Origin of the sequence: Streptomyces sp. NPDC096132 (assembly GCF_044763345.1) — a bacterium.
Classification (GTDB): domain Bacteria; phylum Actinomycetota; class Actinomycetes; order Streptomycetales; family Streptomycetaceae; genus Streptomyces.
Genome location: NZ_JBIWGA010000002.1, coordinates 386,836 through 401,915 on the forward strand (window position 1 = coordinate 386,836; position 15,080 = coordinate 401,915).

Annotated in this window: 12 protein-coding genes; 5 read left to right on the forward strand and 7 right to left on the reverse strand. The window is 69.8% G+C overall.

Annotated features, from left to right (window positions below):
- Positions 1-74 precede the first annotated feature (74 nt).
- Positions 75-3,614 carry a DNA polymerase III subunit alpha gene (dnaE, locus tag ACIRF9_RS06150; protein ID WP_403817068.1) on the reverse strand — a complete coding sequence of 1,180 codons (3,540 nt, stop codon included), beginning with the start codon at positions 3,612-3,614 and terminating at the stop codon, positions 75-77.
- 203 nt (positions 3,615-3,817) lie between these two features.
- Here dnaE and ACIRF9_RS06155 point away from each other — a divergent pair, with 203 nt between their 5' ends.
- From ACIRF9_RS06155 to ACIRF9_RS06170, 4 genes are all read left to right on the forward strand, one after another.
- Complete coding sequence (locus ACIRF9_RS06155; protein ID WP_403817947.1) at positions 3,818-5,167, forward strand: DUF2252 domain-containing protein; 1,350 nt, start codon at positions 3,818-3,820, stop codon at positions 5,165-5,167.
- A gap of 110 nt (positions 5,168-5,277) precedes the next feature.
- On the forward strand, positions 5,278-5,979 hold the full coding sequence (locus ACIRF9_RS06160; RefSeq protein WP_403817070.1) for a hypothetical protein: 702 nt from the start codon (positions 5,278-5,280) through the stop codon (positions 5,977-5,979).
- A gap of 90 nt (positions 5,980-6,069) precedes the next feature.
- Positions 6,070-6,882, forward strand: coding sequence for a DsbA family protein (locus tag ACIRF9_RS06165; RefSeq protein ID WP_403817073.1), 813 nt, complete (start codon positions 6,070-6,072; stop codon positions 6,880-6,882).
- Between the two features lie 81 nt (positions 6,883-6,963).
- Positions 6,964-8,643, forward strand: a complete 1,680-nt coding sequence (locus ACIRF9_RS06170; RefSeq protein ID WP_403817076.1) for an alkaline phosphatase D family protein — start codon at positions 6,964-6,966, stop codon at positions 8,641-8,643.
- A 15-nt stretch (positions 8,644-8,658) separates the two neighbouring features.
- On the opposite strand, the gene ACIRF9_RS06175 is transcribed toward ACIRF9_RS06170, so the two are convergent.
- Positions 8,659-9,228, reverse strand: a complete 570-nt coding sequence (locus ACIRF9_RS06175; RefSeq protein WP_403817079.1) for a dienelactone hydrolase family protein — start codon at positions 9,226-9,228, stop codon at positions 8,659-8,661.
- 98 nt (positions 9,229-9,326) lie between these two features.
- Between ACIRF9_RS06175 and ACIRF9_RS06180 the strand changes: the two genes are divergently transcribed.
- On the forward strand, positions 9,327-10,415 hold the full coding sequence (locus ACIRF9_RS06180) for a mechanosensitive ion channel family protein (protein WP_403817082.1): 1,089 nt from the start codon (positions 9,327-9,329) through the stop codon (positions 10,413-10,415).
- 12 nt (positions 10,416-10,427) lie between these two features.
- Here the strand turns inward: ACIRF9_RS06180 and ACIRF9_RS06185 are convergent, their stop codons facing one another.
- From ACIRF9_RS06185 to lspA, 5 genes are all read right to left on the reverse strand, one after another.
- Positions 10,428-11,168, reverse strand: coding sequence for an SDR family NAD(P)-dependent oxidoreductase (locus ACIRF9_RS06185; RefSeq protein WP_403817085.1), 741 nt, complete (start codon positions 11,166-11,168; stop codon positions 10,428-10,430).
- A gap of 101 nt (positions 11,169-11,269) precedes the next feature.
- The gene (locus ACIRF9_RS06190; protein ID WP_403817088.1) at positions 11,270-12,856 is read right to left on the reverse strand and encodes a Na+/H+ antiporter; all 1,587 of its coding nucleotides are present in this window, start codon (positions 12,854-12,856) and stop codon (positions 11,270-11,272) included.
- A 69-nt stretch (positions 12,857-12,925) separates the two neighbouring features.
- Positions 12,926-13,399, reverse strand: a complete 474-nt coding sequence (locus ACIRF9_RS06195) for a GNAT family N-acetyltransferase (protein ID WP_403817092.1) — start codon at positions 13,397-13,399, stop codon at positions 12,926-12,928.
- Positions 13,396-14,340, reverse strand: a complete 945-nt coding sequence (locus tag ACIRF9_RS06200) for an RluA family pseudouridine synthase (protein WP_403817095.1) — start codon at positions 14,338-14,340, stop codon at positions 13,396-13,398. Before ACIRF9_RS06200 ends, ACIRF9_RS06195 begins: the two co-directional genes overlap by 4 nt.
- Positions 14,341-14,430: 90 nt before the next feature.
- Positions 14,431-15,039 (reverse strand): signal peptidase II, encoded by a 609-nt coding sequence (gene lspA / locus ACIRF9_RS06205; protein WP_403817098.1) that lies wholly within the window; start codon positions 15,037-15,039, stop codon positions 14,431-14,433.
- Positions 15,040-15,080 lie beyond the last annotated feature (41 nt).

The following is a 15,080-nucleotide window of genomic DNA, read 5'->3' on the forward strand; positions in this document are numbered from 1 at the left end:
TGCAGCCCAGGCACACCGAGGGGCGCGTCCGGAACCGGACGCGCCCCTCGCGCTTGATGCCCTGGGTCCTGTGGTCAGCCCGCCAGGCAGGACGGGCCGAGCAGCACCTTCAGATCGCCGAACAGCGCCGGGTCGGGCTTGACCCGGTGCCGGTCCAGGCGCAGGACGGTCGTCCTGGTCGGGCCCTGGAGCTTGATCCGGACCTCGCTGTCACCCTTGTGGTGGGTGAGGATCTCGTTGAGGCGGCTGACCATCGGCGGGGTGACCCGCGTGGCCGGGATGGTGAGGATCACCGGCGCGTTGGTGCCCGCGTTCGACAGGTCGGGGATCATCAGCTCCATCGCGACGAGGCGGGGCACGTCCTCGCGCTTGTCGAGGCGGCCCTTGACGAAGACGACGGCGTCCTCGACGAGTTGGGTCGACACCAACTGGTAGGTCGCCGGGAAGAACATGCACTCGATGGAGCCGGCGAGGTCCTCCACGGTGGCGATCGCCCAGGCGTTGCCCTGCTTGGTCATCTTGCGCTGCAGGCCCGAGATGATGCCGCCGATGGTCACCACCGCGCCGTCGGCGTGCTCACCTCCGGTGAGCTGGGCGATGCCCGCGTCCGCCTTGTCGGACAGCACGTGCTCCAGGCCGAAGAGCGGGTGGTCGGAGACGTAGAGACCGAGCATCTCCCGCTCCTGGGCGAGCAGATAGGTCTTGTCCCACTCCTCGTCGGTGAAGGTCACGTCGAGTCCGAAGCCGGGCTCGCTGCTCTCCTCCTCGCCCATGCCGCCGAAGAGGTCGAACTGGCCCTCGGCCTCCTTGCGCTTGACCGCGACCACGTTGTCGATCATCGGCTCGAACTGGGCGGTGAGGCCCTTGCGGGTGTGCCCCATCGTGTCGAACGCGCCCGCCTTGATCAGCGACTCCGTGGTGCGCTTGTTGCAGGCGACCGCCTCGACCTTGTCGAGGTAGTCGGGGAAGGAGGCGTACTTCCCCTTGGCCTTGCGGCTCTTGATGATCGACTCGACGACGTTCGTACCGACATTGCGGACGGCTTCGAGGCCGAAGAGGATGACGTCGTCACCCTGGGCGGCGAAGTTGTGCACCGACTCGTTGACGTTCGGCGGCAGCACCTTGATGCCCATGCGCCGGCATTCGTTCAGATAGATCGCGGACTTATCCTTGTCGTCCTTGACCGAGGTGAGCAGCGCGGCCATGTACTCGGCCGGGTAGTTCGCCTTCAGGTAGGCGGTCCAGTAGGAGACCAGTCCGTACGCGGCCGAGTGGGCCTTGTTGAAGGCGTAGCCGGCGAACGGCACCAGGACGTCCCACAGGGCCTGGATGGCCTCGTCGCTGTAGCCGTTCTTCTGGGCGCCGGCCTGGAAGATGGTGAAGTTCTTCGCCAGTTCCTCGGGCTTCTTCTTGCCCATCACGCGGCGGAGGATGTCGGCCTCGCCGAGCGAGTAGCCGGCGATGATCTGGGCGGCCTTCTGCACCTGCTCCTGGTAGACGATCAGGCCGTAGGTGACGGCCAGGACCTCCTCGAGGGGCTCCTCCAGCTCCTTGTGGATCGGGGTGATCTCCTGGAGCTTGTTCTTGCGCAGCGCGTAGTTGGTGTGCGAGTCCATGCCCATCGGGCCGGGACGGTAGAGCGCCGAGACGGCGGAGATGTCTTCGAAGTTGTCGGGCTTCATCAGGCGCAGCAGCGAGCGCATGGGGCCGCCGTCGAACTGGAAGACGCCGAGGGTGTCGCCGCGCTGGAGCAGTTCGAAGGTCGTCGGGTCGTCGAGCGGCAGGGCGAGGAGGTCGATGTCGACGTCCTTGTTGGACTTCACCATCTTGACGGCGTCGTCCATGATCGTGAGGTTGCGCAGGCCGAGGAAGTCCATCTTCAGCAGGCCGAGCGACTCACAGCTCGGGTAGTCCCACTGGGTGATGGTCACGCCGTCGGTGTGCCGCACCCAGACGGGGACGTGCTCGGTGATGGTCTCGCTGGACATGATCACGCCGGCGGCGTGCACACCCATCTGCCGGACCAGGCCCTCGACGCCCTTGGCGGTGTCGATGACCTTCTTCACGTCGGGCTCGTTCTCGTACATCGCCCGGATCTCGCCCGCCTCGCTGTAGCGGGGGTGTGAGGGGTCGGTGATGCCGTTGAGGTCGATGCCCTTGCCGAGGACGTCGGCGGGCATGGCCTTGGTGAGGCGGTCGCCCATCGCGTACGGGTAGCCCAGCACGCGCGCGGAGTCCTTGATCGCGTTCTTGGCCTTGATCTTGCCGTAGGTGCCGATCATGGCGACCTTGTCGGCGCCGTATTTCTCGGTCACGTACCTGATCACCTCGACGCGCCGACGCTCGTCGAAGTCGATGTCGACGTCGGGCATCGAGATGCGCTCGGGGTTGAGGAACCGCTCGAAGATCAGACCGTGCGGGATCGGGTCGAGGTCGGTGATACCCATCGCGTACGCGACGATCGAGCCGGCCGCGGAGCCTCGGCCGGGGCCGACGGCGATGCCCTGCTTCTTGGCCCACATGATGAAGTCGGCGACGACGAGGAAGTACCCCGGGAAGCCCATCGAGATGATGGTGTCCATCTCGTACTCGACCTGCTTCATGCGGTCGTCCGGGATGCCCTCGGGGAAGCGGCGGTGCATGCCCCGCATGGTCTCCTCGCGGAACCAGGTGACCTCGGTGTAGCCGTCGGGGATGTCGAACTTCGGCATGAGGTTCCTGGCCTCGAACATGCCGGTCGTGTCGACCTGCTCGGCCACCAGGAGCGTGTTGGCGCAGCCCTCCTGCCAGGCGTCCGAGGAGTCGATGGCGTACATCTCGTCCGTGGACTTCAGGTAGTAACCGGTGCCGTCGAACTTGAAGCGGTCCGGGTCGGAGAGGTTCTTGCCGGTCTGGATGCACAGCAGCGCGTCGTGCGCGGTCGCCTCGTGCGCGTACGTGTAGTGCGAGTCGTTCGTCACGAGGGGCGGGATGCCGAGCTTCTTGCCGATGTCCAGGAGGCCGTCGCGGACCCGGTGCTCGATGTCGATGCCGTGGTCCATCAGCTCCAGGAAGTAGCGGTCCTTGCCGAAGATGTCCTGGTAGTCGGCGGCCGCCTTCAGTGCCTCGTCGTACTGGCCGAGGCGCAGCCGGGTCTGGAGCTCGCCGGAGGGGCAGCCGGTGGAGGCGATGAGCCCCTCGGACCACTTGGCGATGGTCTCCTTGTCCATGCGCGGCCACTTCTGGAGCCAGCCCTCGGCGTACGCGTCGGAGGAGAGGCGGAAGAGGTTGTGCAGGCCCGTCGCGTTCGCCGCCCAGATCGTCTTGTGGGTGTAACCACCGGAACCGGAGACGTCGTCCCGCTTCTGGTGCGGCTGGCCCCACTGGATCTTGCGCTTGTTGCGCCGCGACTCGGGGGCGACATACGCCTCGATGCCGATGATCGGGGTGATTCCGGCCTTCTTCGCGGTGTGGAAGAAGTCGTACGCCCCGTGGAGGTTGCCGTGGTCGGACATGGCGATGTGGGTCATGCCCATCTCGTTGCACGCGTTGAACATGTCCTTCAGCCGCGCGGCACCGTCCAGCAGCGAGTACTGGGTGTGGACGTGCAGGTGCGTGAACGGCGGCTTTGACACGGCGTGGCCTCCAAGGGAAACGCTCGACGACGGGCGGGCGGACAGTCCGGGGGTCAGCGTCGAAGTCTATGCCTCGCCACTGACACTCGGGCCGCTTCCCCGCGTACCTTCACACCGGGGTCCGCGGGCACTTTCGCGCGGCCCCCGCCGTTGGAGACGACAGAAACGCTGTCGTACATGTCATGCACCAGGAGGCACCCGCGATGTCGGTCCCGCAGCTCAACGAGGAGCACAGGGGCGAGGAGATCCTCGCCGTCTTCGACACCGCGTTCGGCGAGCTCCTGGCCGCCGACCCGGCCGCGTTCCGCGTGAAGTTCCGCAAGATGGCGGCCTCGGCGTTCGCGTTCTACCGGGGCACGGCGGCGCTCTTCTACCACGATCTGGACGCGGAGAACGCCGGGCGGGGTGGCGGGAAGATATACAGCGGGCCGTTCCTGGACGAGCGCACCTCGCGCGTGTGGATCCACGGCGACCTTCACGCGGAGAACTTCGGCACGTACATGGACGCCAACGGCCGGCTGATCTTCAACGTCAACGACTTCGACGAGGCGTACGTCGGCCCCTTCACCTGGGACCTCAAGCGCTTCTCCGCCTCGATCGCCCTCATCGGGTACGCGAAGGCGCTCAGTGACGAACAGATCACCGAGCTGGTGCAGGTGTACGCGGGCGCGTACCGCGAGCGCATCCACGCGCTGGCCTCCGGCGCCAAGAGCGACGAGGTGCCGCCGTTCACCCTGGACACCGCCCAGGGCCCGCTCCTGGACGCGCTGCGCGACGCCCGCTCCCTCACCCGCTTCGGCCTCCTGGACTCAATGACGGAGATCCGCGACTTCGAGCGCCGCTTCGCGCCCGGCGGCGGCTCCATCGAGCTGGACGCGGCCACCCGCTACAAGGTCCTCGCGGCCTTCGACGGCTATCTGGAGACCCTGCCGGAGACGTCCCTGGCCCGCCCGGACTCCTACCGCGTGAAGGACGTCGTCGGCCGCCGCGGCATCGGGATCGGCTCGGCCGGTCTGCCGTCGTACAACATCCTGCTGGAGGGTCACAGCGACGCGTTGGAGAACGACGTCGTGATCTACATCAAGCAGGCCCAGACCCCGGCCGTCTCCCGGCACATCACCGACCCGGCGATCCGCGGCTACTTCCAGCACGAGGGCCACCGCACGGTCATCTCCCAGCGCGCCCTGCAGGCGCACGCCGACCCGTGGCTGGGCTGGACCGAGCTGGGCGGCGCGGGCCAGCTCGTCGCCGAGGTCTCGCCGTACGCGGTCGACCTGGACTGGGGCGACATCGACGACCTCGAGGAGATCGCGGGCGTCGTCGCCGACCTGGGCCGCGCCACGGCCACGATGCACGCGGCGGCGGACGACACCTCCGGCGAGTCCCTGGTGCCGTTCTCCACGGAGCGGGCCATCGACGCGGCCATCGCGGCCGACGAGGAGGGCTTCGCGCCGCTCCTGGTGGACTTCGCACACAGCTACGGCGCACGCGCGCGCACGGACCACCAGATCTTCGTCGACCTGTTCCGCAACGGCCGGATCCCCGGTCTCTGACACCAGGCCCCTCCGACACCGGGACTTGACAACAGGTCTCTAACAGTCGGGCTTCTCACAGGGACCTTTTAGGGGTCTCTTACGGGCGCCCGTGACACACTTCCTGCGCAATGGACATATCCGGGACCCGACTCAGAGCCGTACGCGCGGCGCTGTTCACGGCGGTCGTCGTGACGCTCAGCACCGCGTCGCACGTCCTGCTGTCCCGGGCCCCGCTGCCGTTCAACACGGTGGCCGTCGTCGCGGCCGCCGTGTTCGTCCTCGCGTACGCCCTCGCGGGCCGCGAGCGCGGCTTCGGGCGGATCGCCGCCCTGCTGATCCCGCTGGAGCTGGCGGCCGACACGATCTTCACCACCGGCCAGCACGTCTGCTACGGCCGGGCCGGCGGCCCCGTCGCCGGCCCGCTGGCCTCGGTCGGCTGGGACGTGCTGTGCGGCAATGGCAGCCGGGTCGGCAGCCCGCTGGCCCAGGTCACGGGCGCCGACCCCGACCGGCTCGGCGGCCTGATGGCCCACTCCGACCCGGTCACCGCCTGGCTGCTGCTCGCCGCGCACCTCACCGTCGGTCTGATCGCGGCCGCCTGGCTGCGCCGGGGCGAGCGGGCGCTGGCCCAGCTGCTGCGGGCGGCCGGCGCGACCACCTTCCGGCCGCTGCTGCTGGCGGTCGCCTCCGTGACCGTACGACGCGCCCCGGCGGCCCGCCGCCTGCCGCGGCCCGCGCACCGTACGGCCACCGCCCGGGACCGGATCCTCGTGCACTCCCTGGGCCGGCGCGGACCACCGCGCCCGGCCGCCCTCGCCCTCGCCGCCTGAGCGGCACGGCCCGGCGCCCCCGCCGAGCACGAGCAGTCCCTCACACGTATCCGCGCACGACCGTGCGCGTCCCCGATGGAGAACACCGACATGAGCAAGCGGAACACCCAGGCGGCGAAGACGGCGGCCCGGGAGCGGCTGCGCATCGAGCGCGAGAAGCAGGCCAAGCGGGCCAAGGCCAAGCGGCAGATCATCGTCGCCGCCTCCGCGGTCGGCGTGCTGGCCGCGGCCGGCGGCATAGGTTACGCCGTCGTGCAGGCCAACAAGCCGACCTACTGGGAGGAGGCCAAGACCGCGACGCTGGTCAAGCCGGCCAACACCAGCGGCAAGAACGGCACGACGGTCGTCATCGGCAAGGCGAGCGCCAAGAAGACCCTCGTGATGTACGAGGACCCGCGCTGCCCGATCTGCGCCCAGTTCGAGCAGACCGTCGGCGAGACGGTGAAGAAGGACTACGACGACGGCAAGTTCAAGCTCCAGTACGTCGGCGCCACCTTCCTCGACCGCAGCCTGACCGGCGAGGGCTCCAAGAACGCGCTCAGCGCCCTGGGCGCCGCGCTCAACGTCAGCCCCGAGGCGTTCCTCGAGTACAAGACGGCGCTGTACTCGGCGAAGTACCACCCCGAGGAGAGCGACGACAAGTTCAAGGACGACTCCTACCTGATCAAGGTGGCGGACACCGTCTCGGCGCTGAAGGGCAACACCAAGTTCCAGGACGCCGTGAAGAACGGCACCTACGACCGCTGGGCCCTGGAGATGTCCAAGACCTTCGACGACAGCGGCGTCACGGGCACGCCGACCCTGAAGATGGACGGCAAGACGCTGACCGGCTCGGACGGGCAGAACGCCCCGATGACGGTCGCCGACTTCAACACGGCGATCGAGGCCGCGCTCAAGGCGTAGTCCGACACACAGTCAAAGAGCGGGCGAACATTTACACGTTCGCCCGCTCTTTTGTCGTACTGGTCAGTAATCTCATCGCCCGTGACCAGTCGATACAGATCACCCGAGAGCGCCGACACCCCGTCAGAGCGCCCCGACTCGCTGTCCCCACGCCGCCGTACGGTCGTCAAGGCCGCGGCGGCGACTGCTGTGCTGGCCGGCCCGCTCGTCGCCGCGCTGCCCGCCCGCGCCGCCGAGGCCCCCGCGTTCCTGCACGGCCTCGCCTCCGGCGACCCGCTGCCCGACGGCGTCCTGCTGTGGACCCGGGTGACGCCCACCGCCGAGGCGACACCCGGCTCCGGGCTCGGTCCGGATACCGAGGTCAGCTGGACCGTCGCCACGGACAAAGCGTTCACGAACGTCGTCACCAAGGGCTCCACCACCGCCACCGCCGCCTCCGACCACACCGTCAAGGCCGACATCCGCGGCCTGGCACCGGCCACCGACTACTGGTTCCGCTTCTCGGCCGGCGGCACCGACTCCCCGGTGGCGCGCACCCGCACCGCGCCGGCGGCGGACGCGGCCGTCACGGGCCTCAGGTTCGGCGTGGTCTCCTGCGCCAACTGGGAGGCCGGCTACTTCTCCTCGTACCGCCATCTCGCCGCCCGCGGCGACCTGGACGCCTGGCTGCACCTCGGCGACTACATCTACGAGTACGGCACCGGCGAGTACGGGGCGCGCGGCACCGTCGTACGGCAGACCTCGCCCACGCACGAGATCCTCACGCTCGCCGACTACCGCACCCGGCACGGCAAGTACAAGACGGACCCCGATCTGCAGGCCCTGCACGCCAAGGCGCCGGTCGTCGCGATCTGGGACGACCACGAGTTCGCCAACGACACCTGGTCGGGCGGCGCGGAGAACCACACCGAGGGCACCGAGGGCACCTGGTCGGCCCGTCAGGCGGCGGCGAAGCAGGCCTACTTCGAGTGGATGCCGGTCCGCCCGGCGATCGCGGGCACCACCTACCGCCGGCTGCGCTTCGGCAAGCTCGCCGATCTGTCCCTGCTCGACCTGCGCACCTTCCGCTCCCAGCAGGTGTCGGTCGGCAACGGCGAGGTCGACGACCCGGACCGCACGATCACCGGCCGCGCCCAGCTCGACTGGCTGAAGGCCGGGCTGAAGGCGTCCGACACCACCTGGCGGCTGGTCGGCAACTCGGTGATGATCTCGCCGTTCGCCATCGGCTCTCTCTCGGCGGACCTGCTCAAGCCGCTCGCCAAGCTGCTCGGCCTGCCCCAGGAGGGCCTGGCCCTCAACACCGACCAGTGGGACGGCTACACCGACGACCGCCGTGAACTCCTGGCCCATCTGCGCTCCAACGCCATCGGCAACACCGTCTTCCTGACCGGTGACATCCACATGGCGTGGGCCAACGACGTGCCCGTGGACGCCGGGACGTATCCGCTGTCGGCGTCGGCCGCCACGGAGTTCGTGGTCACCTCGGTGACCTCCGACAACCTCGACGACATCGTGAAGGTCCCCGAGGGCACCCTCACCGCCCTCGCGTCGCCGATCATCCGGGCGGCCAACCGGCACGTCCACTTCGTCGACACCGACCGCCACGGCTACGGCGTGCTGGACATCACCCCGGCCCGCGCGCAGATGGACTACTACGTCCTGTCCGACCGCACCAGCCCCACCGCGACCTCCTCCTGGTCCCGCTCGTACCGCACGCGCAGCGGCACGCAGAAGGTGGAACGGACGTACGACCCGGTGTAGGCGGCTGCCCGTCTCCTACAGCGTGTCGAGGAAGCCGAGCGCCACCCGCCAGGTGGCCTCGGCGGCCTCCGCGTCGTAGTCCGGGAGGTCGGGGTCGGTGTAGAGGTGCCCGGCCCCCGCGTACCGGTAGATCTCCACGTCGGCGCCCGCTCTGCCCATCTGCAGATACCAGGCGCTCAGCCAGTCGTCGGTCTCGAACGGGTCCGGCTCGGCCACGTGCAGCTGGACCGGGAGCTCGTCCACCGAGACGTTCGGCGCGAGGTCCGAGGTGCCGTGCAGCAGGAGCAGACCGCGCGTCTTCTCGTCGCCGAGGGCCAGGGTCTGCGCGATCGACGCGCCCAGCGAGAAGCCGGCGTACACCAGCCCTCTCTCCGAGTAGGGCGCGGCCGCCAGGACGGCTCTCTTCAGCAGCTCGTCCTTGCCGATCTCCTCCTTGTGGGCCATGCCCTCCTCGGCCGTCTCGAACGTGCGCCCCTCGAAGAGGTCCGGCGTCCACACCTCGTGGCCGGCCGCGCGCAGCCGGTCCGCCGCCGCGCGCACGGCGGGACGCAGTCCGTAGGTCGAGTGAAAGAGCATGATGTTCATGCGCCCATGGTGCCAGCCTGCACTGACAACGCTGAGCGTGCGCCCCCTCACGGAAACAACATGTTCAAGGTCCCGCGGACGCGGTTACGTTCGAAGACATGGAGAACCTGCTCCGCCCCGTGATCGTGGTCGGCGGTTCGGTCGTACTGACAGTGCTCATCGGCTGGGCCACCGACCGTCTGCTGTCCAAGGCCGACGGACGGCACCCGGAGACCCCGCTGTGGGGTCTGCTGCGCCGTGGCCGCATTCCGTACCAGCTCGTGCTGTGCGCGGCGATGCTGAGAGGGTCGTACGACGAGGCCAAGCTGCTGCAGGACCACCGGACCGGCATCGGCCAGGTGCTCACCCTGGTGCTGATCGGCTCGGCCGCCTGGCTGGTGATCCGGATCGCGGCGGCGGTCGTGGAGACCTCGTACTCCCGCTACGCGCGCGTGCACCGCGACCCGGCCAGGGTGCGACGGGTGCGCACCCAGGTCTCGCTGATCATGCGGGTGGTGTCGGCCGTCGTCGGGGTGGTGGCGGTGGCGGCGATGCTGCTGACCTTCCCGGCGATGCGGGCGGCGGGTGCCTCGCTGCTGGCCTCGGCGGGCATCCTCGGCATCGTCGCCGGTGTGGCCGCCCAGTCGACGCTCAGCAACATGTTCGCGGGGCTTCAGATCGCCTTCGGCGACATGGTGCGCATCGGCGACACGGTCGTGGTGGACGGCGAGTGGGGCACCGTCGAGGAGATCACGCTGACGTTCCTGACGGTGCGGACCTGGGACGAGCGCCGGATCACCATGCCGGTCTCGTACTTCACCTCGAAGCCGTTCGAGAACTGGTCGCGCGGCACCCCGCAGATGACCGGCATCGTCTACTGGCACGTCGACCACACGGCACCGGTGGACGCGATGCGCGAGAAGCTGCGGGACATCCTCCGCGAGTGCCCGGCCTGGGACGGCCGCGCCTGCGGTCTGGACGTCACGGACACCACCCCGAACACCATGCAGGTGCGGGCCCTGGTCACGGCGAAGGACGCCGACGACATCTGGACGGTCCGGGTCACGGTCCGCGAGCAGATGGTCCGCTGGCTGGCCAAGGAGCACCCGTACGCGCTTCCGCGCGTCAACACCGCGGACGCGACACCGCCCCCGAACCGGCTGCCCGGCCAGTCCTCCTCGCCGGACGGGGCGTTGCGCCCCATGTGACGTCCGGTCGGCTCAGTTGCCGCGCTCGGCGCCGCCGTTGACCTGGATCACCTGCGAGGTGACGTGTCCGGCGCCGGGTGAGGCGAGCCAGTGCAGGGTGGCGGCGATGTCCCCGGGCGTTCCGGCCCGCCCGGTGAAGGTCTCGCCGACGAGCCGCTCACGCCGGGCGGGGTCGATGGCCTCCCCGAAGAACCCGGTGTCCTCGACATAGCCGGGCGCGACCACGTTCGCGGTGATCCCGCGCGGGCCCAACTCCCGTGCGAGATCACGGGCGTACGGGTGCAGCGCGGCCTTGGCACCGCCGTACGCCCCGCTGCCGGACCCCCGGTAGGCGGCGATCGAGCTGACGAACAGCACCCGCCCGCCCGGAGAGGCGAGCCGGTCCTTCAGTGCCTCGGTGAGGAGGGCGGCGGAGAGGGTGTTGATCCTGAAGTTCACGGTCCAGTTGTGCGCGACCCGGTCGAGCGGATCGTCGCTCTCGGCGGCGGGCTCGAGATGCCCGGCCCCGCCGGCACTGTGGACGAGCACATCGACGGTCCCGAACTCCTCCGCGACGAACCGGGTGACACCCCGGACCTCCGCGGTCTCGCTGAGATCGGCCGCATACGTCAACGCCCCGTCGACCCCGGCCTTCTCCAGCACCTCCGCCCGCCGCCCGAGCAACAGCACCCGATCCCCGTCCGCGGCGAACACCCGCGCCGCAGCGAGACCAATCCCCGTACCACCACCGCTGATTACAACATTACGAGCCATACACCGAGCGTAACGAGGAACAGCCGCCGAAGGCGCGGGAAACCACAGAAGGTCGGCCCACCCTTCAACCGACCGGAGACGGGCGGTGCGCGGACGGGAGATCACCGCAGGCTACGGACGTCCAGATGCCGCAACACCCGGTCCACGATCTCCGGATCCGCCCCCGGCTCACTGCGCGCCGCCACCACCTCGTGCCGCGCCGCGCTCAGCATCTCCCCCTGGATCCGCCGTACCCTCTTCAGCCGCCGCACCCGCTGCTCGTGCGCCTCCCGCCGCTCGTCCTCCCCCACGTCCGGGCTGATCCGAATCCCGATGTCATGGGCCCGCCGCAGCATCTGCTCGGACAGTTCCTCCGGCAGATCCTCCTCCGCCTCGATCTCCCGCAGCCGCCGCTTCGCCGCCTTCGCCGCCCGCACCGCCAACTCCTTCTCGAACTCCTTCTCGCGGTCGGAGTCGGACTGCACGTCGAGCCGCCTCACCAGCCACGGCAGCGTCAGCCCCTGCAGGATCAGCGTCGCCATGATCACACCGAACGCGATGAAAATGATCTCGTCCCGGTCGGGGAAGGGCGCCCCCTCGTCGGTCTTCAGCGGGACGGCCAACGCCAACGCGACCGACGCCACCCCTCGCATCCCCGCCCACCACATGACGACGGTCTCCCGCCAGCTCATCGGAATGTCCTCGTCGCGGTCCCGCCGGGCATGCAGCCGCTTCGTCAGCCAGGTCGCCGGCATCAGCCACAGCAGCCGTACGCCGACCACCACGGCCACGATCACCGCCGCCCACTCGAGCATCTCCCCCCAGCGCCCGGACGCCGTCCGGATCGCGTTGTGCAGCTCCAGGCCGATCAGCCCGAACGCGACGCCCGTGACGAGTGTGTCGATGATGTCCCAGAAGGTGTGACCGGCCAGCCGGGTCAGGACGTCGTCGGGGTCGGTGGCGTACTCGGCGAGGAACAGCGCGGTGGTCAGGACGGCAAGCACCCCGGACCCGTGGAACTCCTCCGCCAGGACGTACGAGGCGTACGGCACCAGGAGCGTCAGCCCGATCTGCAACGTCGTGTCCCCGAGGACGTCCAGCAGCTTGTTCGTGCCCCATCCGAGTGCGACGCCCACCGCCAGGGCCACCACGGCGGACAGCACGAGGTCGAGACCGGCCTGCCACGGCGAGAACGTGCCGCTCACGGCGGCGGTGATCGCCACGTGGTACAGCACGATGGCGGTGACGTCGTTGAACAGCCCCTCGCCCTCCAGGATGGAGACGAGCCGACGGGGCAGCCCGAGCTGTCCGGCGACGGCGGTCGCGGCCACGGGGTCGGGCGGCGCGACCAGGGCGCCCAGCGCGACGGCCGCGGCGAGCGGCAGCCCGGGCACCACGGCGTGGGCGACGGCGGCCACACAGACGGTCGTGACGAAGACGAGCGCCACGGCCAGCAGGAAGATGGGCCGTTTGTTGGCGGTGAACTGCCGCCAGGAGGTGCGCCGTACGGCGGCGTAGAGCAGCGGCGGCAGCAGCAGGGGCAGGATCAGGTCGGGCGGCACGTCCACGTTGGGCACGAAGTCGAGCACCGCCAGCACGATCCCGAGCAGGGTCATCAGCACCGGCGACGGCAGCCCGAATCGGTCCCCGACCGGGACGCTCACCACAGCCCCCAGCAACAGCACGAACAGCAGGGCCAACTGGTCCACGGCGAGCGCTCCGGAGGTCTAGCCGATCAAGAACATCCAGACCCCCAGCGTCGCACGTACGGCCACCGGCTAGAGAGAACGCCGCATCGACCGGTGCGGAATCCCTGCCTCCATGTCCTCCGGCCCGTAGGACTCGTAGCCCAGCCGCTCGTAGAACCCCAGCGCCTGGGTCTGCGCGTGCAGGTCGACGGCCGTGAGCCCGCGTGCGCGGGCCGCCTCCTCGATGGCCCGCACGAGCGCGATCCCGACGCCGAGCCCACGGGCCTCACGCGCGACGGCCAGCCGCCCCAGCGAGCCGACCGCCGGATCACCGCCGGTCCGCGCCTCGGCCGCCTCGCCGAAGAGCAGTCGCCCGGTCCCGAGCGGTACGCCGTCCGCCCGGACCGCCAGCACATGCACCGCGCCGGCGTCGTGCTCGTCGTACTCCAGGTCCTCCGGGACGCCCTGCTCGCGGACGAAGACCTCCTTGCGGACCGCAAAGCACGCCTCCCGGTCGGCGGGGTCCTCGGCCACGCGCACCGTGTACGCGCGCGGGCCGGTCATCCGTACGTCTCCTCGCGGACCTGGTCCAGGGCCTTCTGCAGGTCGGCCGGGTAGTCGCTGGCGAACTCCGCCCACTGCCCGTCGCCGGGGTGCTCGAAGCCCAGCCGCACCGCGTGCAGCCACTGCCGGGTCAGCCGCAGCCGCTTGGCGAGGGTGGGGTCGGCGCCGTAGGTCAGGTCGCCGACGCAGGGGTGGCGGTGGGCGGACATGTGGACGCGGATCTGGTGCGTACGGCCGGTCTCCAGCTTCACGTCCAGCAGGGAGGCCGCGCGGAAGGCCTCGATCAGGTCGTAGTGCGTGACGGACGGCTTGCCGTCGGCCGTGACCGCCCACTTGTAGTCGTGGTTCGGATGCCGGCCGATGGGCGCGTCGATGGTGCCGCTGGTCGGGTCCGGGTGGCCCTGGACGAGCGTGTGGTAGCGCTTGTCGACCGTGCGCTCCTTGAACTGGCGCTTGAGCGAGGTGTACGCCCGCTCCGACTTGGCGACCACCATCAGGCCCGATGTACCCACGTCGAGGCGGTGCACGATGCCCTGGCGCTCCGCGGCACCGGAGGTGGAGATCCGGTAGCCGGCGGCGGCCAGCCCGCCGATGACGGTCGGGCCGCTCCAGCCGGGCGACGGGTGCGCGGCCACGCCCACCGGCTTGACGATCACGACCACGTCATCGTCGTCGTGCACGATCTCCATGCCCTCGACCGGCTCGGCGACGATCTGCACCGGCGCGGGCGCCTGTGGCATCTCGACCTCGAGCCAGGCACCGCCGTGCACCCGCTCGGACTTGCCGACCACCGAGCCGTCGACCGAGACCTTCCCCGCCGCGGCGAGCTCCGCGGCCTTGGTGCGGGAGAAGCCGAACATGCGGGAGATGGCGGCGTCGACGCGCTCGCCCTCCAGGCCGTCCGGCACGGGCAGGGTACGGATCTCGGGAATCGTGCTCACCAGACGAGTATGCCGGACGGCTCCGACACGCCCGTACGGGCCTGTGGACAACCGCGACAGCGGCCCCGCGGCCCGCCCGTCCCCGGGGGCTCAGTCCTTGTGGACGGTGCCGTCCGGGTCCAGCCCCTTGAAGGACAGCAGCACGATCAGGATGCCGCCGCACACGATCGCCGAGTCGGCGAGATTGAAGACCGCGAAGTGCTTCGGCGCGATGAAGTCCACGACCGCGCCCTCGAAGACACCGGGCGAGCGGAAGATCCGGTCGGTGAGGTTGCCCAGCGCACCGCCCAGCAGCAGGCCCAGCGCGATCGCCCAGGGCAGGCTGTAGAGCTTGCGGGCGAGCCGCGCGATCACCACGATCACCGCTGCCGCGATCACCGTGAAGATGACCGTGAAGGCCTCGCCGAAGCCGAAGGCCGCGCCCGCGTTGCGGATGGCCTCGAACCGCAGCCAGTCACCGATGATCTCGATCGGCGGATGGTGCTCCAGCTTGGCGACCACGATCATCTTGCTGACCAGGTCGATGGCGTACGCGATCGCGGCGACGGTGAAGAGCACGGCGATACGGCGCTTGCCCCTGGGCCGCGCCTCGGTGCTCTCCTGCCCGTCCGGAAGGGCCGTACCGGACGACTGCTCCGGCTCGGCTCCCGCCGCCTCTGGGGTATCCGGCGTACCGATGATGCGCTCCGCCTCTGCCACGTGAGTCCCTCAACCTAGGTACCTGACTGAGGACGAGGGTA